The sequence below is a fragment of the Streptomyces sp. NPDC003027 genome (assembly GCF_053591435.1).
Genome location: NZ_JBSFTU010000002.1, coordinates 252,491 through 277,159 on the forward strand (window position 1 = coordinate 252,491; position 24,669 = coordinate 277,159).

The window sequence follows — 24,669 nt, forward strand, 5'->3', positions numbered from 1 at the left end:
GCGAGCAGGCGCTCCCCCTCACCCGCTCCCTCCGGTCAGCGCACCTCGCCCGCCAGCGCCCGGAACCGCTCCCACGTCATCGCCGGGTCACGGTCGTCCCACAGCTTCTGCGCCGTCGCCGCCAGCGGCATCCGTATCCCGTCCGCCACCTGCGCCTGCGTCTGCGCGCCCGACAGGTCGCACCAGACCGCGAACCGGCCGCCCAGGATCTGGGGTCCGTACCGCGCCGGCACCGGGGTCGTGCCGCGCAGCACCAGGGGCGTCCACTGCTCGTAGATGCGGCGGCCCGTGGGGTACGTGAACTGGTTCGGCTCACCGAGGACGTAGTAGAGGAACTCGTCGTTGAGGTTCACGACCTTGCGGCCCTCGGCCAGGTACTCGGCCGGCGGCCGGGCGCCGATCTCCTTGCCGGTCCAGTACTCGACCTCGATGCGCTGGTCGGCGTGGACGACCCCGCCACGGAAGAAGCCGTCGTTCCACGCCTTGGCCGTCTTGCCCGCCGCGCGCACGGTGGCCGCGCGGTCGTTGAGCCAGCCCTCCGCCAGGTCCTGCACCCCTGCCGACGCGCCGTACTTCTCCCGCGCGGCCCGCGCGAGCTGCGGGTACGAGGCGGCCGGGTCGCGCACCGTCAGCGCCTGGTACTCGTCCGCGCCCAGGTGGAACCACCGGCCGGGGAACAGCTGCGCGTACTCGCGCAGCAGATCGTCCACGATCCGCGCCGACCCGGGCTTGGAGATGTCGATCGCCCCCTGCCTCGGGGTGCCCTGGACGTTGCGCAGCTGGAGGTCCGGGTGGGCCCGCAGGACCGCGCCGAGGTGTCCGGGCGAGTCGACCTCCGGTACGACCGTGATGTGCAGGCTCCGGGCGAGCGCGATGATCCGGCGCACCTCGGCCTTGGTGAGGTGCTGGGCGGAGACGATCTCGGGGTGGCTGTCGGAGGCGATCCGGAAGCCCTGGTCGTCGGCGAAGTGCAGCCCGAACTGGTTGAGCTTGAGGTCCGCCATCTCCCGCAGCCGGTCCTCGATCCAGCCCGCGGTGAAGTGCTTGCGCGCGGTGTCGACCTGGAGGCCGCGCTGCGGTTTCGCCGGCCGGTCCTTCACCACGCCCTCCGGCATGGCGCCCGAGCCCCGCACCGACTGCTTGAGGGTGCGGGTGCCGTAGAAGACCCCGGCCTGGTCCGGGCCGGTGATCCGGACCCGGTTGTCGCGGGTCGTCAGGGTGTACGACTCGGCGGCGCCGTTCCCGCCGAGCGCCAGCTCGACATCGCCCGCGCGGGCGGCGACGGCCCCGCGGTACTGGATCCTGAGCTCTCCGGCGAGCAGCCGCGCCTCGTCGGCGAGGCCCTCGCTGCCCCGGGCGACGACGACACCGGCGCCGGGCGCGGGCCGCCAGCCGGGGCCGCGGGCGGCCTCGTGCGAGCGGACGGCGGGCACGGTGAGCGGCGCCGTCGAGAGCGGGTACGTCCGGGTGGGGGTCGGGGTGGGCGTGGGGCTCGGAGCCGTACCCGTACCGGTGGTCGGCGGCCCGGTGGTCGGCGCGCCGACCGCGGAGGGCGGCGTGCGGGGGCCGGAGACGGTCCCCGCGGAACCTTCCGGCGACCCGCCGGCACAGGCGGCGACGGTGATCCAGACCACCGCGGCCGCGAGCAGAGCCGGGCCCCTGTGGGACCCACGTATGGAGTACCGCATCACTCGGAATCCTCCCTCGGGGAACGGAGTGGGGCCATTCGGGGGCGTGGAGCCCGGGCACGTACGTCCACTGCCGTATCCCAAACTCTCCCTTCCGGGTGAAATTCGCGCATCCGTCGGACAGCTACCCCTTCCCGTCGATACCGTTGCGCCACATTCACCCCACCCTTCCCGGAGCCCACGCTGACCAGCGACACCCACGCCCCCTCACGGAACCTGGGCTCCCCCGCCATACCCGCTCCGCAGGGCGGTCACCGGCACCTCACCGGACTCGCGCGTTTCAACGCCGCCGCGCCCGGTCCGGCCGAGGAGCTGCTGCTCGGTTGCTGCGCCAGCCGCCGTTGGGCCGAACGGGTGGCCGCGCACCGTCCGTATCCGACGGTCGACGCCCTGCTCGCCGCCGCCGACGAGGCGGGCTACGACCTGTCCGCGGCCGATCTCGACGAGGCGCTGGCCCAGGAGTCCTCGGCCGCCTCCGCCGCGCTGCACCCGCACGCCCCGGCGGCCGCGCTCACCGCCCTGCGGGCCGCCCACGCCGCGTACGAGAGCCGATTCGGACACGCGTTCGTGATCAGTCTCGACGGGGTGAGGCCGGGCGAGCGGCTGGACCAGGTGCTCGCCGCCCTGCGGTCCCGGCTCGGCAACGAACCGGACGAGGAGCGGGCGATCACCGCCGACGAACTGCGCCGACTCACCCGTACGCGCCTCGTCCACCTGGTGTCCCGACAGAATCTGTCCGGAATGCGGTGATCCGGGCATGTGTGATAGCCCGTCCGTGCCTGTTTGATCACACCTATGGACCCCGCGCGAGCGAACCGACAACTCGTCGCTACGATGACCAGGGCCGGTGGACCGTACCCGGCCGGGTCAGACCGACACTGAAGCCGGCCGACCCTGATCCCCGCTCCCGGAGGGTTTTTCCGTGCCGGCTGGAACGCTGTACCGCGGCCGGGAAGGAATGTGGTCCTGGGTGGCTCATCGAGTCACCGGCGTCCTCATCTTCTTCTTCCTGTTCGTACACGTGCTGGACACCGCTCTCGTCCGCGTCTCCCCCGAGGCCTATGACGAAGTCGTCGCCACGTACAAGACGCCGCTCGTCGCACTCCTTGAGTACGGCCTCGTGGCCGCCATCCTCTTCCACGCGCTCAACGGCCTTCGCGTCATCGCCGTGGACTTCTGGTCCAAGGGCCCGCGCTACCAGAAGCAGATGCTCTGGACCGTCGTGGGCATCTGGGTCGTGCTGATGGCGGGCTCCCTGTACCCCATCCTCGGCCACGCCGCACGTGAACTGTTCGGGAGCTGACGCCAGACATGTCTGCTGACACCTCTACCGCTATCGGTCCCGTCGAGGGCGGTGCCCACTACGACGTGGACAACCCCGCGCCGTACATCGAGGCTCCCCGCAAGCGCACGGGCAGGACCCCGCGGGCGACCCGCGGCAACTTCGAGATGGCCGCATGGCTCTTCATGCGCCTGTCCGGCATCGTCCTCGTCGTCCTCGTCCTCGGCCACCTGCTGATCCAGCTCTTCCTGGACGGCGGCGTCTCCAAGATCGGCTTCGCCTTCGTGGCCGGCCGCTGGGCGTCCCCGTTCTGGCAGGTCTGGGACCTGCTGATGCTGTGGCTGGCCATGCTCCACGGCGCCAACGGCCTCCGCACGGTCATCAACGACTACGCGGAGCGTGCCAACACGCGCCTGTGGCTCAAGGGCCTGCTGTACACCGCCACGGTGTTCACCATCCTTCTGGGCACGCTGGTGATCTTCACCTTCGACCCGAACATCCGCTAGGCACGGGGCTGAGGTAATCCACTCATGAAGATCCACAAGTACGACACCGTCATCGTCGGCGCCGGTGGCGCCGGCATGCGCGCCGCCATCGAGGCGACGAAGCGCAGCCGCACCGCCGTGCTGACGAAGCTCTACCCCACCCGCTCCCACACGGGCGCCGCGCAGGGCGGCATGGCCGCCGCGCTCGCCAACGTGGAGGAGGACAACTGGGAGTGGCACACCTTCGACACGGTCAAGGGCGGTGACTACCTGGTCGACCAGGACGCCGCCGAGATCCTGGCGAAGGAGGCCATCGACGCCGTCCTCGACCTGGAGAAGATGGGCCTGCCGTTCAACCGGACCCCGGACGGCACCATCGACCAGCGCCGCTTCGGCGGCCACTCCCGCAACCACGGCGAGGCCCCGGTCCGCCGGTCCTGCTACGCCGCGGACCGCACCGGCCACATGATCCTCCAGACGCTGTACCAGAACTGCGTCAAGGAGGGCGTGGAGTTCTTCAACGAGTTCTACGTCCTGGACCAGCTGATCACCGAGGTGGACGGCGTCAAGAAGTCCGCCGGTGTGGTCGCCTACGAGCTGGCCACCGGCGAGATCCACATCTTCCAGGCGAAGGCCGTCATCTACGCCTCCGGCGGCACCGGCAAGTTCTTCAAGGTGACGTCGAACGCCCACACCCTGACCGGTGACGGCCAGGCCGCCTGCTACCGCCGCGGCCTGCCCCTGGAGGACATGGAGTTCTTCCAGTTCCACCCGACGGGCATCTGGCGCATGGGCATCCTGCTGACGGAGGGCGCCCGCGGTGAGGGCGGCATCCTGCGCAACAAGGACGGCGAGCGCTTCATGGAGAAGTACGCGCCGGTCATGAAGGACCTCGCGTCCCGTGACGTCGTCTCGCGCTCCATCTACACGGAGATCCGCGAGGGCCGCGGCTGCGGTCCCGAGGGCGACCACGTCTACCTCGACCTGACGCACCTTCCGCCGGAGCAGCTCGACGCCAAGCTCCCGGACATCACCGAGTTCGCGCGGACGTACCTCGGCATCGAGCCCTACACGGACCCGATCCCGATCCAGCCGACCGCGCACTACGCCATGGGCGGCATCCCGACCAACGTGATGGGTGAGGTCCTCAGCGACAACACCACCGTCGTCCCGGGTCTGTACGCGGCGGGCGAGGTCGCCTGTGTCTCCGTGCACGGCGCCAACCGCCTGGGCACCAACTCGCTCCTGGACATCAACGTCTTCGGCAAGCGGGCCGGCATCGCCGCCGCCGAGTACTCGGCGAAGTCGGACTACGTCGAGCTGCCCGAGAACCCGGCGGCGTTCGTCGCCGAGCAGGTCGAGCGGCTGCGCAACTCCACGGGTACGGAGCGGGTCTCCGTCCTCCGCAAGGAGCTGCAGGAGACGATGGACGCCAACGTGATGGTGTTCCGTACCGAGCAGACCATCAAGACGGCGGTCGAGAAGATCGCCGAACTGCGCGAGCGCTACCTGAACGTGTCCATCCAGGACAAGGGCAAGCGCTTCAACACGGACCTCCTGGAGGCCATCGAGCTGGGCAACCTGCTCGACCTGGCCGAGGTCATGGCCGTCTCGGCCCTGGCGCGCAAGGAGTCCCGCGGCGGTCACTACCGCGAGGACTACCCCAACCGCGACGACGTCAACTTCATGCGCCACACCATGGCGTACCGCGAGGTCGGCGCCGACGGCTCCGAGACCGTGCGTCTCGACTACAAGCCCGTCGTCCAGACCCGCTACCAGCCGATGGAGCGTAAGTACTGATGGCTACCCCCGTGCTCGACAAGGCGGAGAAGGACTCCGCCGCCTCGCCGTACATCACGGCCACCTTCCGGATCCGCCGCTTCAACCCCGAGATCTCGGACGCGGCGGTCTGGGAGGACTTCCAGATCGAGATCGACCCCAAGGAGCGCGTGCTCGACGCCCTCCACAAGATCAAGTGGGATGTCGACGGCTCGCTCACCTTCCGGCGCTCCTGCGCGCACGGCATCTGCGGCTCCGACGCGATGCGGATCAACGGCAAGAACAGGCTCGCCTGCAAGACGCTGATCAAGGACATCAACCCGGAGAAGCCGATCACGGTCGAGGCCATAAAGGGCCTCACGGTCCTCAAGGACCTCGTGGTCGACATGGAGCCGTTCTTCCAGGCGTACCGGGACGTCATGCCGTTCCTGGTCACCAAGGGCAACGAGCCGACGCGTGAGCGTCTGCAGTCGGCCGAGGACCGCGAGCGGTTCGACGACACCACCAAGTGCATCCTGTGCGCCGCGTGCACCTCGTCCTGCCCGGTCTTCTGGAACGACGGGCAGTACTTCGGTCCTGCCGCGATCGTCAACGCGCACCGCTTCATCTTCGACTCGCGTGACGAGGCGGGCGAGCAGCGCCTGGAGATCCTGAACGACAAGGACGGCGTGTGGCGTTGCCGCACGACCTTCAACTGCACCGACGCGTGCCCGCGTGGCATCGAGGTCACCAAGGCGATCCAGGAAGTCAAGCGCGCGCTGATCACGCGCCGTTTCTGACCGGTCGCACGGCCGAAGGCCCGTTTCTGTACGCTGCGGCGTGCGGGAACGGGCCTTCTGGCCTTTCCAGAGGACCGGATCACTTCGGGGAGAGCGGGGATTGATGAGCGAGCCGAACCCTTACGCGGACGGTGACTACACATGGGGGCCCGAACAGCAGGCGGGTGCGCCCGGGTACGGATATCCGCAGGCGGGGTCGGGGCCCGCGTACCAGCCGACGCTTCCGGGCGTACCGGTGCCGCCGCAGTATCCGCCCATGGCGCAGGGCGGGGCACCGCTGCTGAGCCTCGGTGACATCACCGTCGTCGGCGACCAGATCATCACGCCCGCCGGGGCGATGCCGCTCAAGGGCGCGGTGTGGAACGCGATGGACATGTCCCGGACGGAGGAGAAGGTCCCGGCCGCCGCGATCGTGCTGGCCATCATCTTCTTCATCTTCTGCCTGCTCGGCCTGCTCTTCCTGCTGATGAAGGAGAAGCAGACGACCGGCTTCATCCAGGTCACCGTGACCAGCGGCGGCCGGCACCACTCCACGATGATCCCGGCGACCGGCCCCGACACCATCCACTGGGTGATGGGCCAGCTCAACTACGCGCGCTCGCTGAGCATGTGAGCCGGTAGGACACGAGGCCGGCGGCGCACGGCGCGGGCCGGGGCGGCTCAGCCGTGCCAGGCCTCCGTGCCGCCGGGCTCCTCGGCCACCACCATGATCCGCCGGAGCATGTCGTTGAGCCGGACGCGCTCGTCCTCGTCGAGGACGCCGAGCAGCCGGTACTCCTCGTGGCCGAGGACGTCCATCGCGCCGAGCCATGTCTCGCGGCCGGAGGCGGTGAGTTCGACGACGACCCGGCGGCGGTCGGTCGTGGACTGCGTACGGCGGATGAATCCGCGCCGCTCCAGGGCGTCGAGGCGGCCGGTGACCGAGGCGGGGGCGAGGTCGAGGTCCTTGGCGAGCTCGGAAGGGGCGGCGCTGCCGCCGCGGCCGGCGAGCTTGTGCAGGGTGTCGAACTCGTGGCGTTCCAGGTCGAAGTCGAGGAGGGACTGCTCCCGCACCCGGCGCAGATGGACCGAGAGCTTCTTCATCCGGGTGACCGCGCCTTCGACGACGGGGTCGAGACCGGGCAGGACGGGCTGCCAGCGCGCCACGTGCTCGTCGGTCCAGTCACGCCGCGCCGGCTCGGCCGGCCGGGCGGGCCGCGGGGACTCGGTGGGCTGCGGGGGCTCTGTCGGCTCCATGGGGCGATGGTACGTCCCGGGGGCAGGTCTCTTCGTTTCCGAATATTTCGTTGCCGAATTATTCGGTACCGAATTACATTGGCGGCATGCCCGCCGCGCTCTCCGACACCGCTCCCGTCCCCCACCCGCTGCGCAGCCGCTCCTTCCGGCTGCTGCTCACCGGCCGCACCCTCTCCCTCCTCGGGGACGCCGCCATCCCCGCCGCCCTGGCCATCGCCGTCTGGGAGGCCACCGGGTCCACCTCCGCGCTCGCCCTCGTGCTGGCCTGCGCCATGGTCCCCAAGCTGCTCCTGCTGCCCCTGGGCGGCGTCGTCGGCGACCGCTTCAACGCCCGTACGGTGGCCCTGACCACCGATCTCGTCCGCTGCGTCACCCAACTCCTGGTGGGCGTACAGCTGCTGAGCGGTGAGCCGACCCTCTGGGTCATCGCCTGCGTCGAGGTGGTCGGGGGCGCGGCCGGAGCCTTCGCCATGCCCACGGTCTCGCCCCTGATCAAGGGAACGGTGGCCCCCGAGGCGCTCCAGCGCGCCAACGCCGCGATGAGCGTCGCCCAGAGCGCCACCCGCGTCGGCGGCCCCGCCCTCGCCGGCACCCTGATCCTGACCGTCGGACCGGGCTGGGCCTTCGTCCTGGACGCGGCCACCTTCGCGCTCAGCGCGGCCCTGCTGGGCGCCGTACGGGTGAAGCGGGTGCCGATTCCCCGCCGCTCCCTGCGGGCCGACCTCAGGGAGGGCTGGCAGGAGGTCCGCTCCCGCGACTGGTACTGGACCAGCCTCGTCGCCCACAGCGCCTGGAACGGCGCCGCCGCCGTCCTGATGACGCTCGGCCCCGTCATCGCCCTCACCCGGCTGGGCGGCAGCGCCACGTGGTTGCTCTTCCTCCAGGTCGGCGCGGTGGGCGTGCTCATCGGCGCGCTGGCCGCCGACCGGGTGCGCCCCAAGCGTCCGGTCCTGACGGCGAACCTCGGCCTCGCCACGTACGCCCTGCCGCTGCTGCTCCTGGCCCTGCCGGTCCCGGCACCGGTGACCATCGTCGCGTACGGGATCGCCCAGGCGGGTCTGGGGTTCCTCTCCCCGGTCTGGCAGACCGCCGTCCAGCAGGCGGTCCCGGCCCACGCCCTGGCCCGGGTGACCTCCTACGACTGGCTGCTCTCCCTGGCCGCGATGCCGGTGGGCTATGCCCTCGCACCGATCGCGGCCTCCGCCTGGGGCCCGGAAGTGCCGCTCTTCGCCGCGGCGGCGGTCGTCGGCTGCTGCTGTCTGGCGACGGCCCTGGTGCCCGGGGTGCGGCGCTTCGGCACCGACCGCCGACCGCCGGACAGGCCTTAGGGGGCGGCCAGGAAGGCGGTCAGCAGGGCGCTCGTCTCGTCGGGGCGCTCCAGGGCGGGGAGGTGGCCCGCCCACTCCAGTTCGACGTGGCGGGCGGCCGGGAGAAGGGCGGCGAGGCGGGGGCCGATGGCGCGGAAGTCGGCGACGTCGTGGGCGCCGGTGACGACGAGGCACGGCACGTCGACTGCGGCCAGCTCCTGCTCGCGGACCTCCGGGTCGGCCGGATGGAACTCCTCGGGCGCGGCGAGTTGGAGCTCGAAGGCGCGCCGCTGCATCACACGTACCCGCTCGCGGGCCTCGGGCCCGGCCTCCGGTCCGAGCCAGGTGTCGACGTTGAGCGCGACGGCGCCGTCGAGATCGCCGGACTCGATCAGTTCGTCCTCCCGCTTGCCCCAGGCCCGCAGGTCCGCGCTCGCCTCCTGGCCGGGCACGCCCGGGCAGAGCAGCGCGAGCGCGGAGACCCGGTCGCCGTGGCGGGCCGCGAACTCCAGGGCGATCCGGCCGCCGAAGGAGGAGGCGACCAGGGCGGCCCGGTCGATGCCGAGGGTGTCGAGCAGGGCCCGCAGGTCCTCGATGTGGGTGTGCGGCCGGTCGATCGGGGACTCGCCGAAGCCGCGGAAGTCGCAGCGCACGACCCGGTGTCCGGCGTCGGCCAGGACCTTGAACTGCGCGTCCCACATCCGTCGGTCACAGACACCGGAGTGGAGGAGGACGACTGCGGAGGGGCCTTCGCCGGCCAGGTCATGAGAGAGCGTCATCCGCCCGACCTTAGGCCGCCGCGACCTCGGCCGCCTCCTCTTTTCCCGGCGCGCGGCGCACCGGGGCGACGGCGGCCGCCCCGGTCGGACGGCCGGTGGGAGCCGCCCGGCGTACCCGGCTAGGCTCGGGCACTGTGAAGGACGTGAAGGAAGAGCAGCCCGCGGAGGCCGCCGGGACCAAGGTCCCCGCCCCGGCCGAGGCGGCCAGGCCGCCGAAGAGCGAGCAGACCCGCACCCTCATCCTCGAAACGGCCCTCCGGCTCTTCAGGGAACGCGGTTACGACAAGACGACGATGCGGGCCATCGCCCAGGAGGCCGGGGTCTCCGTCGGCAACGCGTACTACTACTTCTCCTCCAAGGAACACCTCGTCCAGGGCTTCTACGACCGGATCGCCGAGGAGCACCAGGCGGCGGTCGGGGAGATCCTCGACGGCGACGAGAAGGACCTCGCGGCCCGTATCCGCGGGGTCCTGCTCGCATGGCTCGACATCGCCGAGCCGTACCACGAGTTCGCGGCCCAGTTCTTCAAGAACGCCGCCGACCCGGACAGCCCGCTCAGCCCCTTCTCCCCGGAGTCGGAGGGCTCACGCGAGGCCGTGATCGAGGTCCACCGCCGGGTCATCTCCGGTGCGTCGGTGAAGGTCGACCCCGAACTCGCCGAGCCGCTGCCGCGGTTGCTCTGGCTCCAGCACATGGGCCTGGTGCTGTTCTGGGTGTACGACCGCTCCGAGGGGGCCGCCAACAGCCGGCGCCTCGTCGAGCGGCTCGCCCCGGTCACCGCCCGCGCGATCTCGCTCTCCCGCTTCCGCCTGCTGCGGCCGCTCGTCCGGGAGACGCACGACCTGCTCGCCGACTTCATGCCGACGGCGGCGGGGATGGCCGCGTCGGGCAAGCCCCAGCGGGCCCCGTCGACGGCGGCGAAGAAGGCGTCCGCGAAACAGCCCGGGAAGGCGACCGGGAAGGCGCGCGGAGCGGAGGACGGGGAGGGCGGCGCCGCCTAGGCGGAGGCCCTTCCCCCGTGCTCGCTAGAGCCAGTCGAGTTCCCAGAGCCGCCAGATGCCCGTGCCGTCGGTGAGGTACTGCGAGCCGGCCACGTCGTCCGTCGCCAGTACGTAGTCCTTCTTCTGCCACAGCGGCACCAGAGGGACGTCCTCGGCGACCTCCAGCTGGATGGCCTCGAAGTCGTTGCTGGCGGCGCCCCGGTCGCTGTACTGCTGCGTCGCCGCGATCAGCGAGTCGACCTTCCGGCTCGTGAAGCCGTTGTGCAGGGTGTTGCCGGTGCCGACGAGCGGGGCGGTGAAGCTGTCGGAGTCGGGGAAGTCGGGGAGCCAGCCGACGGTGTACGCGTCGTACTCGCCCTTGGCGTACGCCTTCTGGAAGTCCTTCCACTCCGCGGCGACGACCTCGACCTCGAAGAGACCGGTCGCCTCCAGCTGGCGCTTCAGCTCGGCGGCCTCGGCGGCGTAGGTGACGTCCGCGCGGTAGCCGAGGGTGAAGGCGACCGGAGTCTCGACGTCCGCTTTCCTCAGCAGGCTCTTGGCCTTCTTGGCGGAGGGGTCCGGATAGGCGTCGTAGAACGCGGTGCTGTGGCCGATGAAGCCCTGCGGGATGAGGGAGTACAGCGGCTCGACGGTGCCCTGGTAGGCACCGGTGACGATCGCGGGGCGGTCGATGACGGCGGCGACGGCCTGCCGCACCGCCTTCTCCGCCATCGGCGACCCGGAGCGCACATTGAAGTTGAGGTTCCGGATCTCGGGGCTCTCCGCCTCGGTGATCCTGCCGCTGGTCTCCTTGGTGCTGCCCAGGTCGGCGAGGAACTTCGGCGGCATCTGCCGGTGCGTGACGTCGACCTGCTTGTTCCGCCAGGCGGTGGCGAGCTGCTCGGACGCGCTGAAGTACCTGACGACGACCGGGCCGCCGGTCTTGGTAATCGCGCCCTTGTAGTGCGGGTTGGGTTCGAGCCGCGCGCTCTCACCGGGCTTGTACTCCTTGAGGACGTACGGCCCCGATCCGTCGACCGTGTTGCCCGCGCGCAGCGCGCCGGCCGGGTACTGGCTGCGGTCGACGATCGATCCGGCGCCCGTGGCGAGCTTCAGCGGGAAGGTCGCGTCCCGGCCACTGAGGTGGAAGGTGACCGTCCGGCCCTCGGCCACGACGTCCTTCAGGGTCGGGAAGAGCGGCTGGGGGCCGACGTCCGTCTTGATCCTCAGCATCCGCTCGAAGGAGTACTCGACGTCCTGGGCGGTGACCTTGCGGCCGTTGGCGAAGGTGAGGTCGTCCCGGAGTTCGCAGCGGTACGTCGAGAGCTTCGCGCCGACGAACTTGCAGCTCTCGGCGGCGTCCGGGACGGGCGTGGTGAAGCCCGTCCTGAACGTCAGCAGCGACTGGAACACGTTGCTGTACAGCGCCCAGGACCCGGCGTCGTAGGCGCCTGCCGGATCCAGCGACGTGACCTCGTCGGTGGTGCCGACGGTGATGGCGTCGGTCCGTTCCTCGTCGGACGGCAGAAGCTGCCAGCCCCCCAGCCCGGCGGCCACCAGAACTCCACACATGATGAGGATCCGCAGACGGACCGTCGACCGCATTGCCGTGCTTCCTTTTGTCGAGCCCACCCCTGTCGCGACGGCGCCCGGCCATGCCGCGATGGCGTCACCCAATCACACGAAATTCACTGGTGGAAGAGTAAACCTTCACCGCGCACGCATATGTCCGGGATATCAGCCTTCAGGTGACCGACCAGTACGTATCGGTCACCGCGGCGGCGCGCGGGGTCATGCCTGCTTCGACGCCAGCTGTACGAGGGTGATGTCGGAGGGCGCTCCGACGCGGACCGGGGGTCCCCAGGCGCCCGCGCCACGGGAGACGTAGAGCTGGGTGTCGCCGTACCGCTCGAGGCCCGCGACCGTCGGGTTGGCCAGCTCCGCGAGGACGTTGCCGGGCCAGAGCTGACCGCCGTGGGTGTGGCCGGAGAGCTGGAGGTCGACGCCGTGGCGGACGGCGTCGTGGACCACGATCGGCTGGTGCGCGAGCAGGACGGCGGCCTTCGCGCGGTCGCGGTCGCCGAGGGCGCTGACGAAGTCGGGGCCCTGGCCCTCGCTCTCGCCGGCGATGTCGTCCACGCCCGCGAGGTCGAAGCCGGCGCCGATCTCGACGCGTTCGTTGCGCAGGGGGCGCAGTCCGAGCTCACGGACGTGGTCGACCCAGGCGTCGGCACCGGAGAAGTACTCGTGGTTGCCGGTCACGAAGAAGGAGCCGTGCCGGGCCCGGAGCCGGGCGAGCGGCTCGGCGGCGGACCCGAGGTTCTCCACGGTGCCGTCGACGAGGTCACCGACGACGGCGATCAGATCGGGCTGGGTGGCGTTGACGGCGTCGACGATGCGCTGGGTGTGGGCGCGCCCGAGGATGGGCCCGAGGTGGACGTCGGACACGACGGCGATCCGGTATCCGTGCGCGGCCCGGGGGATCCTGGCGAGCGGCACGGTGACCCGCTTGACGCGGGGGCCGCGCAGCACGCCGTAGGCGCCGTTGCCGACGGTTCCGAGGGCGGCGGCCGCGGCGGCGCCCCCGACGACCCGGGACACGAACAGCCGCCGTGACACGGCGGAAGCCGAGGCGGGGGCGGAGGCTGGGAGGGGAGTGCCCTCGGCGGTCGGGGAGCCGCGGCGCGGCTCCCCGGTCACCGTGACCGTCGTACCGGACCGCTCGTCGGTCGCGCCGGTCACGACCGCGCCGCTCCTGGCTCCCGCGGCCGCAGGGGCCGCCGGAGCCGCTCCGGTGCGAATGCCGGTCGCGGGCGGGGCGGGCTCCGGCGCGGTCGCCCGGCGGGCCGTCCAGCGGTGCAGGAGGGGCCGGACCGCTTCACCGGCCACCAGGGCCAGCGTCACGTACAGCAGCAGCGCGAGCCAGAGGAAGCCGGGCCAGGCCACCACCTGCTGGAACCAGAACGGAGCCCCGAGCCGCGCGGAGGTGAGGGCGGTGAGCGAGAGGAGCGGGAGGACGAAGGCCGCCGCCGTGCCGAGGCGGCGCGCCACGCCGCCGGGGGCCGTCACATCACGGACGAGGCGCCTCCACACGTACCAGTGGACCCCGCCCAGCAGGGCGAGGACCACCACGAGAACCAGCAGGAAGACGACCACGCCCCGAGACCCCTATCCGCGTTCACGCCGCAATGCGCGCACGCCACGCAACCCGATCGCACCGACCACCGTCCCCAAGACAAAGGACGTGATGGCGAGCACCAGATGAACCCAGAAGTAGGCCGTCGGATCGCCCGCGTCGTCGAAGGCGAGCCCGCTCCCGTCGTTCCACAGGTTCTTGACGAAAGAGATCCAGATGAACCAGCTCCACACCCCGAACGCGAGCAGGAACCAGGAGACGGACCGGCTGAGCTTCATGACCCCAGTATCACCGCCCGTCCCACGGACCCCGCGTCCGGGTGGACGGCCGGGGACGAACCGCCCGGCGGGGTTCGGATCCCTCAGGCGTGCATGTACGTTTCCGACCGTGTCTGCTTCGAAAAAGACCGCATGGACGGTCACCGCCGCCGCCACGGCCGCCGCGCTGCTCCCCCTCCTCACCGCCGCGCCCGCGCTCGCGCACCCGTCGGCGGACAAGAAGGAGGACAAACAGCCCAAGCCGCCCGCCGTCATGTCCCACGTCGGCGGCGCGCTGCTCGGCAAGCCGGGCACCCAGGTCCAGCTCGGGCCCGGCGCCCCGGTCCTCCCCAAGGAGCTCAGCGCCCGGTCGTGGATCGTGGCGGACGCGGAGACCGGCGACGTGCTCGCCGCGCACAACTCCCACTGGCGCCTCGCCCCCGCCTCCACGCTCAAGATGCTCTTCGCGGACACGCTGCTGCCTAAGTTCCCGAAGACGACGACCCACACCGTCGCCTCGGCCGACCTGGCGGGCATCGGCGCGGGATCCAGCCTGGTGGGCATCAAGGAGAAGCAGACCTACACCGCGCACGAGCTGTGGCTCGGCGTGTTCCTTCGCTCGGGCAACGATGCCGTCCGCGTTCTGTCGGCGATGAACAACGGCATCCCGCAGACCGTCCGGGAGATGAACGAGCACGCCGCCGAGCTGCAGGCGCTCGACACCCACGTGGTCTCCCCCGACGGTTACGACGCCCCGGGCCAGGTCTCTTCCGCCTACGACCTCACTCTCATCGCCCGCAGCGGCATGCAGAAGCCGGACTTCCGCGAGTACGCCGCGACGGCCCGCGCGACGTTCCCGGGCGAGCTGAAGCCGGGCAAGAAGCGCGAGACCTTCGAGATCCAGAACACCAACCGGCTGCTGACCGGAGACTTCGGCGTCGCGCCGTACCAGGGCATCGCCGGGGTCAAGAACGGCACCACCACGCACGCCGGCGCGACCTTCACGGGCGTTGCGGAACGCAACGGCAAAGTGCTGCTCGTGACGGTGATGAACCCGTCCTCCAAGGAGCAGCACGCGGTCTACAAGGAGACCGCCCGGCTGCTCGACTGGGGCTTCGCGGCGTCCGGGAAGGTGACGCCGGTCGGCGAGCTGGTCCCGCCGAAGTCCGCCCGTACCGGCACGGAGCCCGGGCCGGGCACCGGTACGGACCCCACCGCGCTGCCGGTGTCCGGCAAGGACACCCCGGCCTCGGTCGAGAAGGCCGCCGTCGCCCAGGAGAAGTCCGGCGGGATCGGCACCGCCCTCGCGGTGGCGGGCGGCGTCCTGGCGCTGCTCGCGGGCGCGGTGTTCCTCGTCAACCGTCGCTGGCCGCTCCCTGAGCTGGTCGGTCGGCGTCAGCCTCGGGACGAGAGCGTGAACCCGTAGCCGTCCAGGCCGCGCAGAACAGCAGCAGCTTCGCGGTGAAGTTGATCCACAGCAGCAGGGCGACCGGTACGCCGAACGCCCCGTACATCGACTTCCCCGCGACACCGCTCATATAGCCGCCGAGCAGCAGCTTCAGCAGCTCGAAGCCGACCGCGCCGATCACCGCCGCCACCACCAGGCGGCGGCGCGGCGGCTCGACCCCGGGCAGCAGGGTCAGGACGTACAGCAGGATCAGGAAGTCGGCGAGCGCGGCGAACGCGACCGCGGCGGCCTGGAGCAGCACGCCGCCGGCCCCGCCGCCGGAGATCCCGAGCTGTCCGGCGCTCCAGCCGACGGCGGTGGAACCGAGCGAGGACGCGGCGAGCGAGCAGAGCCCCACCCCGCCGAGCCCGAGCAGGACGACCGCGTCCTTGCCCTTGCGCACCACGGGGTTGCCCTCGTCCTCGTCGTCCTTCTTCCACACCGCGCGCAGGCAGTCCCGCATGTAGCCGACCCACCCGATGCCGGTGAAGAGCAGCAGCGCGCCGGCCACGATCCCGATCGTGCCGGCGTTGTCGACGAGCGCGTTGATGTCGAGCTGGTCGGAGATGCCGGGGACCTGCTCGGACATCTTCGCCTGGATGCTGTCGAGCTGCGCGTCGGTGAGCAGCGCGGCGCCGACCGTCGCGGCGACGGTGATCAGGGGGAAGAGGGCGAGGAAGCTGATGAAGGTGATGGCGGCGGCGAGCCTCGTCCAGTGGGCCTCGTCGAGGGTCTCGTACGAACGCCAGGCGTGGGTCCGCATGAGCCGGGCGGCCCAGGGGCCGATGACGGGGAGTTTGGTCAGCCAGTCCATGACGTACGCCTACCCCTAGAACCGGCTCACAGGTCGGTGACCGCCATCCCGTACATCGCCGCCCACGCCAGGCCGATGACGGCGAGCGGCCTGTCGCGCAGCACGACGTCCTCCGGGGCCCCTGCCGCGCCGCGGTCGGCGAAGACGGCGTAGCGCAGCACGGCGAGGATGAAGGCGATCACGGAGAGCTGGCGCCAGGGCAGCAGCGAGCCGTCGGCGACCCCGCCGCTCTCCAGCGCCCAGAGGCAGTAGCCGAGGACGGCGACCCCCGCCGCCAGCTGCCAGACGAAGCGCAGATAACCCGTCGTGTACTGGGTGAGCAGGGCCCGGGTCGCCCCCCGCGCGCCCTCCATCCGCACGGCCTCGGAGTACCTCTTGGCGGCCACCATGAACAGCGCGCCGAAGCCGGTGGTGATCAGGAACCAGCGGGAGAGGGGGATGCCGAGCGCGACCCCGCCGATCATGGCCCGCATCAGGAAGCCGGTGGTGACGACGGCCAGGTCGACGACGAGGACGTGCTTGAGGCGGAGGCAGTACGCGCACTGCATGACCAGGTACGCGATGAGGACCGCGGCGGTCATGGGGTTGCACAGGACCGCGCCCGCGACGGCGGCCCCGAGGCCGAGCAGCACGCCGGTGGCGTACGCGAGCGGCACGGGGACGAGCCCGGCGGCCACGGGGCGGCGGCACTTGACCGGGTGGGCGCGGTCGGCGTCGGCGTCGCGGGCGTCGTTGACCAGGTAGACGGCGGAGGCGGCAGCCGTGAACAGCACGAACACCAGGGCGAGCTGGGCGGCCGTGTGCCAGGAGACCAGCTGGCCGGCGGCGACGGGCGCGGCGACGACGAGGACGTTCTTGACCCACTGGCGGGGCCGCGCGGTGCGCAGGAGTCCGACCGGAACGGCGACCACCGCCCACGGCGCCCGGGCGCGCCGCCGCTCCCGTACGACGGCGGGCTTGTCGAGGAGCACGGCCCCGCTGGTGCGCTCGGTCACGGCGCCCACCGGGAGAGCGGCGACACGGAGCCCCGGCCGAGGCCGCCCACCGGGACCGCGGATGACACCGCCGTGCCGCCCACCGGGACCGCGGGTCGCTTCTCTCCGGTGCCTCCCCGCCGGCGGTGACCGGCGGTCGCCGTCACCGCGCCCAGGAGCACGCCCGCCACCACGTCCGTGGGGTAGTGGACGCCGACGACCAGGCGGGACAGGCACATCGCGGCGGCGGCGGGGACGAGCAGGCGCCGGACCGGCGGACGCAGGGCTCCGAGGGCGACGGCCGCCGCCGCCGCGGAGGCCGCGTGGGAGCTGGGGAAGGAGTGCCGGCCCGCCGTGCGGACCAGGGGCGCGTACCGTTCCACGCCGGGGCGCGGCCGCCGCACCAGCCGCTTGAGCCCCATGCTCGCCAGCTGCGCCGCGCCGACCACGGCCGTGCCGCGCAGCCAGTCCGCCCGGCGCTCGGTGTCCACGGCCGCGCCGGTGAGTCCGGCGGCGAGCCAGACGGCGCCGTGCTCACCGGCGAAGGACAGCGCGCGGGCGGCCCTCGCCACCGGCGGCCGGCGGCCGCAGCCGCGCAGGGCGGCCAGGAGCCTCCTCTCGGCTCCGATCGCGGTCCTCGCCCAGCCCCGGTCCGCGTCTCGCATCGACTCCGCCTCCCCGCTCCCCGGCGCTCGGCGCCCGGCACTCGGTTAATCAGGGGCGACTCTGACCCGGCGCGCAGCCGACCGCACGGCAATCTTTCCTGACACTCCTTTAATCACCCATTTCGACGAACCGCAGGGCGAACCAGGCATAAGGCACACTCGGGGCGATACGGTCGCGTCCATGGCTGCCGAGACCGACACCGGGCCCGCGACCGTCGCCGACGCCGGGGTTCCCGAAGACGCCGAAGCCCTCACCGGATGGGGCCGCACCGCGCCTACCCTCGCGCGCGTGCACCGGCCCCGCACCTACGAGGAGGCGTCCGCCGCCGTCCGCGCCTGCGGCGCCCGCGGCTCCATCGCCCGTGGTCTCGGCCGCGCCTACGGCGACGCCGCCCAGAACGCGGGCGGCTCCGTCCTCGACATGACCGGGCTCGACCGGATCCGTACCGTCGACGCCGCCGCCGGCCTCGTGGTCTGCGACGCCGGGGTCAGCCTGCACCGTCTGATGGAGGTGCTGCTGCCGCTGGGCTGGTTCGTCCCCGTCACCCCGGGAACCCGGTACGTCACCGTCGGCGGCGCGATCGGCGCCGACATCCACGGCAAGAACCACCACGTCTCCGGCTCCTTCGCCCGCCATGTGGCCTCGTTCGAACTCCTCACCGCCGACGGGGAGATCCGCACCGTCGTCCCCGGCACCGATCTGTTCGACGCCACCACCGGCGGCATGGGCCTCACCGGAGTGATCCTCCGCGCGACCCTCCGGCTCCTCCCCGTCGAGACCTCGCTCATGTGCGTGGACACCGAACGCGCCACCGATCTCGACGACCTGATGGCCCGGCTCACCGCCACCGACCACCGCTACCGCTACTCCGTCGCCTGGATCGACCTGCTCGCGCGCGGCGCCGCGACCGGCCGGTCCGTCCTCACCCGCGGCGACCACGCGCCGTACGACTCACTCCCCCGCCGCGCCCGCCGCGCGCCCCTCGCCTTCCGGCCGGGCGGGCTGCCGTCCGCGCCCGCGCTCGTCCCGGAAGGGCTCCTCGGCCGGACCACCGTCGGCCTCTTCAACGAGCTCTGGTACCGCAGGGCCCCTCGTCGCCGCACCGGTGAGCTCCAGCGGATCTCCACCTTCTTCCACCCGCTGGACGGCGTCCCGCACTGGAACCGGATCTACGGCCGCGGCGGCTTCGTCCAGTACCAGTTCGTCGTCGGGTACGGACAGGAGGAGACGCTGCGCCGGATCGTGAGGCGCATCGCGCGGCGCGGCTGCCCTTCCTTCCTCGCCGTACTGAAGCGCTTCGGCGCGGAAGACCCGGGCTGGCTGTCCTTCCCGATGCCCGGCTGGACGCTCGCGCTCGACATCCCGGCCCGGCTCTCCGGGCTCGGCGCGTTCCTGGACGAGCTGGACGAGGAGGTCGCGGGTGCGGGCGGCCGGGTCTATCTCGCCAAGGACTCCCGGCTGCGGCCGGACGTGCTGCACACGATGTATCCCCGGCTCGCCGACTTCCAGGCGCTGCGCGCCGCGGTCGACCCCCGCTCGGTCTTCACCTCCGACCTGTCGCGCCGGCTGGCCCTGTGAGAGCCGCCGCCCCGCCACGGCGGGGAATCCGGGGACGACGCCCCCGGACGACGCCGTACCCCGGACCTGTTCCGCCGTCTCGCCCCTGAGGAGCCAGCTCGCCATGAAGGACGCCTTCGGCACCCCGCAGTCCCTGCTCGTACTCGGCGGCACGTCCGAGATCGGGCTGGCCACCGCACGTCGGCTGATCGCCCGCCGCACCCGTACGGTCTGGCTGGCCGGGCGCCCCTCCCCCGCCCTGGCGGCCGCCGCCGACTCGCTGCGCGAGCTGGGCGCGGACGTCCGGACCGTGCCTTTCGACGCGCTCGACACCGAGTCGCACCAGGAGCGGCTCGGGAAGACCTTCACCGAAGGCGATGTCGACATGGTGCTGATCGCCTTCGGTGTCCTCGGCGACCAGGCGCGCGACGAGTCCGACCCGCTCGCCGCCGTCCGGGTCGCCCAGACGAACTACACGGGCGCGGTCTCCGCGGGCCTCGTCTGCGCCCAGGCCCTCCAGGCGCAGGGGCACGGCTCGCTGGTGGTGCTCTCCTCGGTGGCCGGCGAACGGGCCCGGCGCGCCAACTTCATCTACGGCTCGTCCAAGGCCGGCCTCGACGCGTTCGCCCAGGGGCTCGGGGACGCGCTGCACGGGACCGGGGTGCACGTGATGGTCGTACGGCCCGGATTCGTCCGCTCGAAGATGACCGCCGGGCTCGACGAGGCACCGCTGGCGACCACTCCCGAGGCGGTCGCCACGGCGATCGAGCTGGGCCTGCGGCGCCGCTCGGAGACGGTGTGGGTACCGGGAGCGCTGCGCGCCGTGATGGCGGCACTGCGGCACGTGCCGAGGCCGCTGTTCCGCCGGCTCCCGGTCTGACGCGGGAGCGGGGGCCTGGGGTCTGCGGCCCCGCCGGGTCAGCCCGCCGCCGGGGTCGGGGTGTCGACCGGGGAGCCCTGGGCCGGGACGGCGGAGTGGGCGCGGCCGCCGCCGAACTCGTACTCCTTCAGCTTGCGCCACACCCCGTCCGCACCCTGCTCGTAGAGCGCGAAGGACGAGCAGGTCCACGCCGCCTCGAAGTCGGCCAGCTCTTCGTACGCCCGGTCCATCGCCTCTTCGGAGATGCCGTGCGCGACGGTCACGTGCGGGTGGTACGGGAACTGCAGCTCCCGCACCAGCGGGCCGGACGTGTCACGGACCCGCTGCTGGAGCCAGGCGCAGGCGGAGACGCCCTCGGCGAGCTGGACGTAGACCACCGGCGACAGCGGGCGGAACGTTCCCGTCCCGCTGAGCCGCATCGGGAAGGGGCGGACACCGGCGGCGATCTCCGTGAGGTGCAGCTCGATCGCGGGCAGGCGGGAGGCGTCCACCTCGGTCGGCGGAAGCAGGGTGACATGCGTGGGGATGCCGTGGGCGGCGGGATCCCCGAAGCCCGCGCGCAGCTCCTGGAGCAGGCTGCCGAAGGGCTCCGGGACCGCGATCGAAACGCCGAGCGTTACGGTCCCCACGTCTTCTCTCCTCACTCGTCCGTGCCGGTGGTGCAGCCGCCAGTGTGCGGCCTGCACCACCTCTGTGGCCAGGGTCCTCGGACCGGGTCGCCGGTCAGTGCTTCGCGGGCAGGAAACCCACCCGCTCGTACGTCTGCGCCAGGGTCTCCGCGGCGACCGCACGGGCCTTCTCCGCGCCCTTGGCCAGGATGGAGTCCAGCGTCTCGGGGTCGTCCAGATATTCCTGCGTACGGGCCCGGAACGGCGTGACGAAGTCCACCATGACCTCGGCCACGTCGGTCTTCAGCGCGCCGTACATCTTGCCCTCGTATCCCTGTTCCAGCTCGGCGACGGAGGTGCCGGTGAGGGTGGAGAGGATGGTGAGGAGGTTGGAGACGCCGGGCTTGTTCGCCGGGTCGAAGCGGATCACCGTGTCGGTGTCGGTGACCGCGCTCTTGACCTTCTTCGCGGTCGTCTTCGGCTCGTCGAGGAGGTTGATCAGACCCTTGGGCGTGGACGCCGACTTGCTCATCTTGATCGTCGGGTCCTGCAGGTCGTAGATCTTCGCCGTCTCCTTGAGGATGTACGGCGCCGGCACCGTGAAGGTCTCGCCGAAGCGGCCGTTGAACCGCTCCGCGAGGTCGCGCGTCAGCTCGATGTGCTGGCGCTGGTCCTCACCGACCGGGACCTCGTTGGCCTGGTAGAGCAGGATGTCGGCGACCTGGAGGATCGGGTACGTGAAGAGGCCGACGGTGGCCCGGTCGGCGCCCTGCTTGGCGGACTTGTCCTTGAACTGCGTCATGCGGGACGCCTCACCGAAGCCGGTGAGGCAGTTCATGACCCAGCCGAGCTGCGCGTGCTCGGGGACATGGCTCTGGACGAAGAGCGTGCAGCGCTCGGGGTCGAGGCCGGCGGCCAGCAGCTGGGCGGCGGCGAGCCGGGTGTTGGCACGCAGCTCGGCCGGGTCCTGCGGGACCGTGATCGCGTGCAGGTCCACCACCATGTAGAACGCGTCGTGGGACTCCTGCAGGGCGACCCACTGACGCACCGCGCCGAGGTAGTTGCCGAGATGGAACGAGCCTGCGGTGGGCTGGATTCCGGAGAGCACACGAGGACTGTCAGAGGCCATGCTCATCATTCTCTCAGGTGCCGGCGACAGCTCGGGAACGGATCCCGCCCGCTCCCGAGGGGCCCCCTCGTCACCGTACCGACTGAGACGAGGAACACAGGGAGCGGGCGGGCGGGCGGGTACGCGTCAGACCGGCAGGCCCGGCGCCGGGTGGGCAGCCATCAGGTCGGCGACCTCGGCGCGGATCCCGGCCAGGGAGTCCTCGTCCCCGGTCCGTGCCGCGGTGACGCCCCGGTCGATCCAGTCGGCGACCTGCGCCATGTGATCGGTGCCCAGACCGCGCGAGGTCAGGGACGGGGTGCCGATACGGACACCGGAGGGGTCGAAGGGCTTCCGGGTGTCGTAGGGGACGGTGTTGTGGTTGACGACGATCCCGGCCCGGTCGAGGGCCTTCGCGGCGACCTTGCCCGGGACCTCCTTCGGGGTGAGGTCCATCAGGATCAGATGGTTGTCGGTGCCGCCGGAGACCAGGTCGAAGCCGCGGGCGAGCAGCGCCTCGGCGAGGGCCCCGGCGTTGGCGACGACCGCGTGGGCGTAGTCGCGGAAGGAGGGCTGGGCCGCCTCGCGCAGGGCGACGGCGATGGCGGCGGTGGTCTGGTTGTGCGGGCCGCCCTGGAGGCCGGGGAAGACGGCCTTGTCCAGGGCCTTGGCGTGCTCCTCGCGGGACATCAGCATGGCGCCGCGCGGTCCGCGCAGCGTCTTGTGGGTGGTCGTGGAGATCACGTCGACGTGCGGCACCGGGGAGGGGTGGGCGCCGCCCGCGATCAGGCCGGCGATGTGGGCGATGTCGGCGACGAGGACGGCGCCGGCCTCGCGGGCGATCTCGCCGAAGGCGGCGAAGTCGATCGTGCGCGGCAGCGCGGTGCCGCCGCAGAAGATCACCTTCGGGCGCTCCTTGAGCGCGAGGTCGCGGACCTGGTCGAAGTCGATGAGCCCCGTGTCCTGGCGTACGCCGTACTGCACGCCCCGGAACCACTTGCCGGTCGCGGAGACGCCCCAGCCGTGGGTGAGGTGGCCGCCCATGGGCAGGGCCATGCCCATCACGGTGTCGCCGGGCTCGGCGAAGGCGAGGTAGACGGCGAGGTTGGCCGGGGAGCCGGAGTAGGGCTGGACGTTGGCGTGGTCGACGCCGAAGACGGCCTTGGCGCGCTCGACGGCGAGCGTCTCGATCCGGTCGATGTTCTGCTGGCCCTCGTAGTAGCGGCGGCCGGGGTAGCCCTCGCTGTACTTGTTCTGCAGGACGGTGCCGGAGGCTTCGAGCACGGCCTGGGAGACGTAGTTCTCGCTGGGGATCAGCCGCAGGGTCTCGGCCTGCAACCGCTCCTCGGCGCCGACGAGCGCGGCGAGTTCGGGATCGGCGGCGGACAGCGCGGGGTGGCGGTCGGGGTGGTTCACGGCGTTCCTCCGGGCGTTCGGCGGGTCCCGGGGCACTGCGTCGTGTCGCGGCACCACACGGGAAGGGGTCCCGTGGTGCCCAGGCGGGCGGCACCTCGTGCGGTCTGCCGCGCACGGCTCCCCCGGGGTCTTTTCCCCGTACGCCAGTCGCCGTGCGTGTTTCCAGCCTATCGGGCGAGCCGTCACCCGAGTTTGCTCGTCCGTCGTCCGAGCGACGATAGGAAAGGGGGCCACACCCACCCCCGGGCCGCAGGACGAACGGAGAACCCGTGTCGAGGACGCAAGACGCGATCGCTTCCGCGGAGGCGCGCAGCGCACACAACTACCACCCCCTGCCCGTCGTGGTCGCCTCGGCGGACGGGGCATGGATGACCGATGTCGAGGGGCGCCGCTATCTCGACATGCTCGCCGGGTATTCGGCGCTCAACTTCGGGCACGGCAACCGCCGGTTGCTCGACGCCGCGCGGGCCCAGCTGGAGCGCGTGACGCTCACGTCGCGGGCGTTCCACCACGACCGTTTCGCCGAGTTCTGCACGGCGCTCGCCGAGCTGTGCGGCAAGGAGATGGTCCTGCCGATGAACACGGGCGCGGAGGCGGTCGAGACGGCCGTGAAGACCGCGCGGAAGTGGGGGTACGAGGTCAAGGGCGTGCCGGACGGGCACGCGAAGATCGTGGTCGCGGCGAACAACTTCCACGGCCGTACGACGACCATCGTGAGCTTCTCCACGGACCACGAGGCGCGGGACCACTACGGCCCGTACACCCCGGGGTTCGAGATCGTTCCGTACGGCGATCTCACCGCGATGGAGGCCGCGGTCACCGAGAACACGGTCGCGGTGCTCCTGGAGCCGATCCAGGGCGAGGCCGGGGTGCTGGTGCCGCCGGCCGGTTATCTGCGCGGGGTACGGGAGTTGACCCGGGCGCGGAACGTGCTGTTCATGGCGGACGAGATCCAGTCGGGGCTCGGCCGGACCGGGAGGACGTTCGCGTGCGAGCACGAGGGCGTGGTGCCGGACGTGTACATCCTGGGCAAGGCGCTGGGCGGCGGTGTCGTCCCGGTCTCGGCGGTGGTGGCGGACCGCGACGTCCTCGGGGTGTTCCGGCCGGGTGAGCACGGCTCGACGTTCGGTGGCAACCCGCTGGCCTGCGCGGTGGCCCTGGAGGTGATCGCGATGCTGCGGACCGGCGAGTACCAGCAGCGCGCGACCGAGCTGGGCGAGCATCTCCACGCCGAGCTGGGGCTGCTGGTGGGCGGAGGAGCCGTGGAGCGGGTGCGCGGTCGCGGGCTGTGGGCGGGAGTGGACGTCGTCCCGTCCCGGGGCACGGGCCGGGAGATCTCGGAGAGGCTGATGGCCCGGGGCGTGCTGGTGAAGGACACGCACGGTTCGACGATCCGGATCGCTCCTCCGCTGGTGATCAGCAAGGAGGACCTGGACTGGGGTCTGGAGCAGCTTCGGACGGTCCTGTCGGACTGAGCGGAGCAGGCGGAGG

Annotated in this window: 24 protein-coding genes and 1 riboswitch; of the genes, 12 read left to right on the plus strand and 12 right to left on the minus strand. The window is 71.7% G+C overall.

Annotation, left to right across the window (positions count from 1 at the left end; all coding sequences use genetic code 11):
* Positions 1-35 precede the first annotated feature (35 nt).
* Complete coding sequence (locus tag ACWDX6_RS02945; RefSeq protein ID WP_451483175.1) at positions 36-1,688, minus strand: beta-N-acetylhexosaminidase; 1,653 nt, start codon at positions 1,686-1,688, stop codon at positions 36-38.
* A 216-nt stretch (positions 1,689-1,904) separates the two neighbouring features.
* On the opposite strand from ACWDX6_RS02945, the gene ACWDX6_RS02950 reads away from it, so the two are divergent.
* From ACWDX6_RS02950 to ACWDX6_RS02975, 6 genes are all read left to right on the plus strand, one after another.
* The gene (locus ACWDX6_RS02950) at positions 1,905-2,438 is read left to right on the plus strand and encodes a 2-oxo-4-hydroxy-4-carboxy-5-ureidoimidazoline decarboxylase (protein WP_451483245.1); all 534 of its coding nucleotides are present in this window, start codon (positions 1,905-1,907) and stop codon (positions 2,436-2,438) included.
* Between the two features lie 172 nt (positions 2,439-2,610).
* Positions 2,611-2,991 (plus strand): succinate dehydrogenase, cytochrome b556 subunit, encoded by a 381-nt coding sequence (sdhC, locus tag ACWDX6_RS02955; RefSeq protein WP_356885877.1) that lies wholly within the window; start codon positions 2,611-2,613, stop codon positions 2,989-2,991.
* 8 nt (positions 2,992-2,999) lie between these two features.
* Positions 3,000-3,476: a succinate dehydrogenase hydrophobic membrane anchor subunit gene (locus ACWDX6_RS02960; RefSeq protein WP_451483176.1), complete on the plus strand. Its 477-nt coding sequence runs from the start codon at positions 3,000-3,002 to the stop codon at positions 3,474-3,476.
* 24 nt (positions 3,477-3,500) lie between these two features.
* Positions 3,501-5,255, plus strand: coding sequence for a succinate dehydrogenase flavoprotein subunit (gene sdhA, locus ACWDX6_RS02965; RefSeq protein ID WP_392287908.1), 1,755 nt, complete (start codon positions 3,501-3,503; stop codon positions 5,253-5,255).
* The gene (locus ACWDX6_RS02970) at positions 5,255-6,013 is read left to right on the plus strand and encodes a succinate dehydrogenase iron-sulfur subunit (RefSeq protein ID WP_451483177.1); all 759 of its coding nucleotides are present in this window, start codon (positions 5,255-5,257) and stop codon (positions 6,011-6,013) included. Before sdhA ends, ACWDX6_RS02970 begins: the two co-directional genes overlap by 1 nt.
* A gap of 103 nt (positions 6,014-6,116) precedes the next feature.
* A complete protein-coding gene (locus tag ACWDX6_RS02975) occupies positions 6,117-6,626 on the plus strand; it encodes a hypothetical protein (protein ID WP_451483178.1) in 510 nt (169 codons plus the stop codon).
* Between the two features lie 47 nt (positions 6,627-6,673).
* Here the strand turns inward: ACWDX6_RS02975 and ACWDX6_RS02980 are convergent, their stop codons facing one another.
* Positions 6,674-7,249: a MarR family winged helix-turn-helix transcriptional regulator gene (locus ACWDX6_RS02980; protein ID WP_451483179.1), complete on the minus strand. Its 576-nt coding sequence runs from the start codon at positions 7,247-7,249 to the stop codon at positions 6,674-6,676.
* Between the two features lie 86 nt (positions 7,250-7,335).
* On the opposite strand from ACWDX6_RS02980, the gene ACWDX6_RS02985 reads away from it, so the two are divergent.
* Positions 7,336-8,577, plus strand: a complete 1,242-nt coding sequence (locus ACWDX6_RS02985; protein ID WP_451483180.1) for an MFS transporter — start codon at positions 7,336-7,338, stop codon at positions 8,575-8,577.
* On the opposite strand, the gene ACWDX6_RS02990 is transcribed toward ACWDX6_RS02985, so the two are convergent.
* Entirely contained in the window at positions 8,574-9,335 is a 762-nt protein-coding gene (locus ACWDX6_RS02990; protein ID WP_451483181.1) for an alpha/beta fold hydrolase, read from the minus strand. The two genes, ACWDX6_RS02985 and ACWDX6_RS02990, sit on opposite strands and share 4 nt — an antisense overlap.
* 134 nt (positions 9,336-9,469) lie before the next feature.
* On the opposite strand from ACWDX6_RS02990, the gene ACWDX6_RS02995 reads away from it, so the two are divergent.
* Positions 9,470-10,336: a TetR family transcriptional regulator gene (locus tag ACWDX6_RS02995; protein ID WP_451483182.1), complete on the plus strand. Its 867-nt coding sequence runs from the start codon at positions 9,470-9,472 to the stop codon at positions 10,334-10,336.
* 24 nt (positions 10,337-10,360) lie between these two features.
* Here the strand turns inward: ACWDX6_RS02995 and ACWDX6_RS03000 are convergent, their stop codons facing one another.
* The 3 genes from ACWDX6_RS03000 to ACWDX6_RS03010 all read right to left on the minus strand — a co-directional run bounded on the left by ACWDX6_RS03000 (position 10,361) and on the right by ACWDX6_RS03010 (position 13,729).
* The gene (locus tag ACWDX6_RS03000) at positions 10,361-11,920 is read right to left on the minus strand and encodes an ABC transporter substrate-binding protein (protein ID WP_451483183.1); all 1,560 of its coding nucleotides are present in this window, start codon (positions 11,918-11,920) and stop codon (positions 10,361-10,363) included.
* Between the two features lie 186 nt (positions 11,921-12,106).
* Positions 12,107-13,471, minus strand: a complete 1,365-nt coding sequence (locus ACWDX6_RS03005) for a metallophosphoesterase (protein ID WP_451483184.1) — start codon at positions 13,469-13,471, stop codon at positions 12,107-12,109.
* Between the two features lie 12 nt (positions 13,472-13,483).
* Positions 13,484-13,729, minus strand: coding sequence for an SCO4848 family membrane protein (locus tag ACWDX6_RS03010; protein WP_451483185.1), 246 nt, complete (start codon positions 13,727-13,729; stop codon positions 13,484-13,486).
* Between the two features lie 109 nt (positions 13,730-13,838).
* Between ACWDX6_RS03010 and ACWDX6_RS03015 the strand changes: the two genes are divergently transcribed.
* A complete protein-coding gene (locus tag ACWDX6_RS03015) occupies positions 13,839-15,134 on the plus strand; it encodes a D-alanyl-D-alanine carboxypeptidase family protein (protein WP_451483186.1) in 1,296 nt (431 codons plus the stop codon).
* On the opposite strand, the gene ACWDX6_RS03020 is transcribed toward ACWDX6_RS03015, so the two are convergent.
* Genes ACWDX6_RS03020 through ACWDX6_RS03030 form a run of 3 tightly spaced genes read right to left on the minus strand, consistent with a single transcriptional unit; the run spans position 15,064 to position 17,608 of the window.
* Positions 15,064-15,969, minus strand: coding sequence for a YihY/virulence factor BrkB family protein (locus ACWDX6_RS03020; protein ID WP_451483187.1), 906 nt, complete (start codon positions 15,967-15,969; stop codon positions 15,064-15,066). The two genes, ACWDX6_RS03015 and ACWDX6_RS03020, sit on opposite strands and share 71 nt — an antisense overlap.
* Before the next feature lie 26 nt (positions 15,970-15,995).
* A complete protein-coding gene (locus ACWDX6_RS03025; RefSeq protein WP_451483188.1) occupies positions 15,996-16,964 on the minus strand; it encodes a decaprenyl-phosphate phosphoribosyltransferase in 969 nt (322 codons plus the stop codon).
* Positions 16,961-17,608 (minus strand): phosphatase PAP2 family protein, encoded by a 648-nt coding sequence (locus ACWDX6_RS03030; RefSeq protein ID WP_451483189.1) that lies wholly within the window; start codon positions 17,606-17,608, stop codon positions 16,961-16,963. The genes ACWDX6_RS03025 and ACWDX6_RS03030 overlap by 4 nt, the downstream gene beginning before the upstream one ends.
* A gap of 181 nt (positions 17,609-17,789) precedes the next feature.
* Here ACWDX6_RS03030 and ACWDX6_RS03035 point away from each other — a divergent pair, with 181 nt between their 5' ends.
* Complete coding sequence (locus ACWDX6_RS03035) at positions 17,790-19,187, plus strand: FAD-binding protein (protein ID WP_451483190.1); 1,398 nt, start codon at positions 17,790-17,792, stop codon at positions 19,185-19,187.
* 103 nt (positions 19,188-19,290) lie between these two features.
* Positions 19,291-20,046 carry a decaprenylphospho-beta-D-erythro-pentofuranosid-2-ulose 2-reductase gene (locus ACWDX6_RS03040; protein WP_451483191.1) on the plus strand — a complete coding sequence of 252 codons (756 nt, stop codon included), beginning with the start codon at positions 19,291-19,293 and terminating at the stop codon, positions 20,044-20,046.
* 38 nt (positions 20,047-20,084) lie between these two features.
* Here ACWDX6_RS03040 and ACWDX6_RS03045 read toward each other — a convergent pair whose 3' ends face one another.
* The 3 genes from ACWDX6_RS03045 to ACWDX6_RS03055 all read right to left on the minus strand — a co-directional run bounded on the left by ACWDX6_RS03045 (position 20,085) and on the right by ACWDX6_RS03055 (position 23,178).
* Positions 20,085-20,675, minus strand: coding sequence for a 2'-5' RNA ligase family protein (locus ACWDX6_RS03045; RefSeq protein WP_451483192.1), 591 nt, complete (start codon positions 20,673-20,675; stop codon positions 20,085-20,087).
* Positions 20,676-20,769: 94 nt separating this feature from the next.
* On the minus strand, positions 20,770-21,783 hold the full coding sequence (gene trpS, locus ACWDX6_RS03050) for a tryptophan--tRNA ligase (RefSeq protein ID WP_451483193.1): 1,014 nt from the start codon (positions 21,781-21,783) through the stop codon (positions 20,770-20,772).
* Positions 21,784-21,909: 126 nt separating this feature from the next.
* Complete coding sequence (locus ACWDX6_RS03055; protein WP_451483194.1) at positions 21,910-23,178, minus strand: serine hydroxymethyltransferase; 1,269 nt, start codon at positions 23,176-23,178, stop codon at positions 21,910-21,912.
* A 70-nt stretch (positions 23,179-23,248) separates the two neighbouring features.
* Positions 23,249-23,339, minus strand: a riboswitch (ZMP/ZTP riboswitch).
* Between the two features lie 108 nt (positions 23,340-23,447).
* Between ACWDX6_RS03055 and rocD the strand changes: the two genes are divergently transcribed.
* Positions 23,448-24,653, plus strand: a complete 1,206-nt coding sequence (gene rocD / locus ACWDX6_RS03060; protein WP_451483195.1) for an ornithine--oxo-acid transaminase — start codon at positions 23,448-23,450, stop codon at positions 24,651-24,653.
* Positions 24,654-24,669: the final 16 nt, after the last annotated feature.

Bases quoted from the DNA above. Each gene is read 5' to 3' on its own strand.
- trpS (WP_451483193.1), bottom strand. From the start codon at position 21,783: ATGGCCTCTGACAGTCCTCGTGTGCTCTCCGGAATCCAGCCCACCGCA.
- ACWDX6_RS03040 (WP_451483191.1), top strand. From the start codon at position 19,291: ATGAAGGACGCCTTCGGCACCCCGCAGTCCCTGCTCGTACTCGGCGGC.
- ACWDX6_RS03010 (WP_451483185.1), bottom strand. From the start codon at position 13,729: ATGAAGCTCAGCCGGTCCGTCTCCTGGTTCCTGCTCGCGTTCGGGGTG.
- sdhA (WP_392287908.1), top strand. From the start codon at position 3,501: ATGAAGATCCACAAGTACGACACCGTCATCGTCGGCGCCGGTGGCGCC.
- ACWDX6_RS03020 (WP_451483187.1), bottom strand. From the start codon at position 15,969: ATGGACTGGCTGACCAAACTCCCCGTCATCGGCCCCTGGGCCGCCCGG.
- ACWDX6_RS02975 (WP_451483178.1), top strand. From the start codon at position 6,117: ATGAGCGAGCCGAACCCTTACGCGGACGGTGACTACACATGGGGGCCC.
- ACWDX6_RS03030 (WP_451483189.1), bottom strand. From the start codon at position 17,608: ATGCGAGACGCGGACCGGGGCTGGGCGAGGACCGCGATCGGAGCCGAG.
- ACWDX6_RS03035 (WP_451483190.1), top strand. From the start codon at position 17,790: ATGGCTGCCGAGACCGACACCGGGCCCGCGACCGTCGCCGACGCCGGG.
- ACWDX6_RS02945 (WP_451483175.1), bottom strand. From the start codon at position 1,688: ATGCGGTACTCCATACGTGGGTCCCACAGGGGCCCGGCTCTGCTCGCG.
- ACWDX6_RS02980 (WP_451483179.1), bottom strand. From the start codon at position 7,249: ATGGAGCCGACAGAGCCCCCGCAGCCCACCGAGTCCCCGCGGCCCGCC.
- ACWDX6_RS02970 (WP_451483177.1), top strand. From the start codon at position 5,255: ATGGCTACCCCCGTGCTCGACAAGGCGGAGAAGGACTCCGCCGCCTCG.
- ACWDX6_RS02990 (WP_451483181.1), bottom strand. From the start codon at position 9,335: ATGACGCTCTCTCATGACCTGGCCGGCGAAGGCCCCTCCGCAGTCGTC.
- ACWDX6_RS03000 (WP_451483183.1), bottom strand. From the start codon at position 11,920: ATGCGGTCGACGGTCCGTCTGCGGATCCTCATCATGTGTGGAGTTCTG.
- ACWDX6_RS02960 (WP_451483176.1), top strand. From the start codon at position 3,000: ATGTCTGCTGACACCTCTACCGCTATCGGTCCCGTCGAGGGCGGTGCC.
- ACWDX6_RS02985 (WP_451483180.1), top strand. From the start codon at position 7,336: ATGCCCGCCGCGCTCTCCGACACCGCTCCCGTCCCCCACCCGCTGCGC.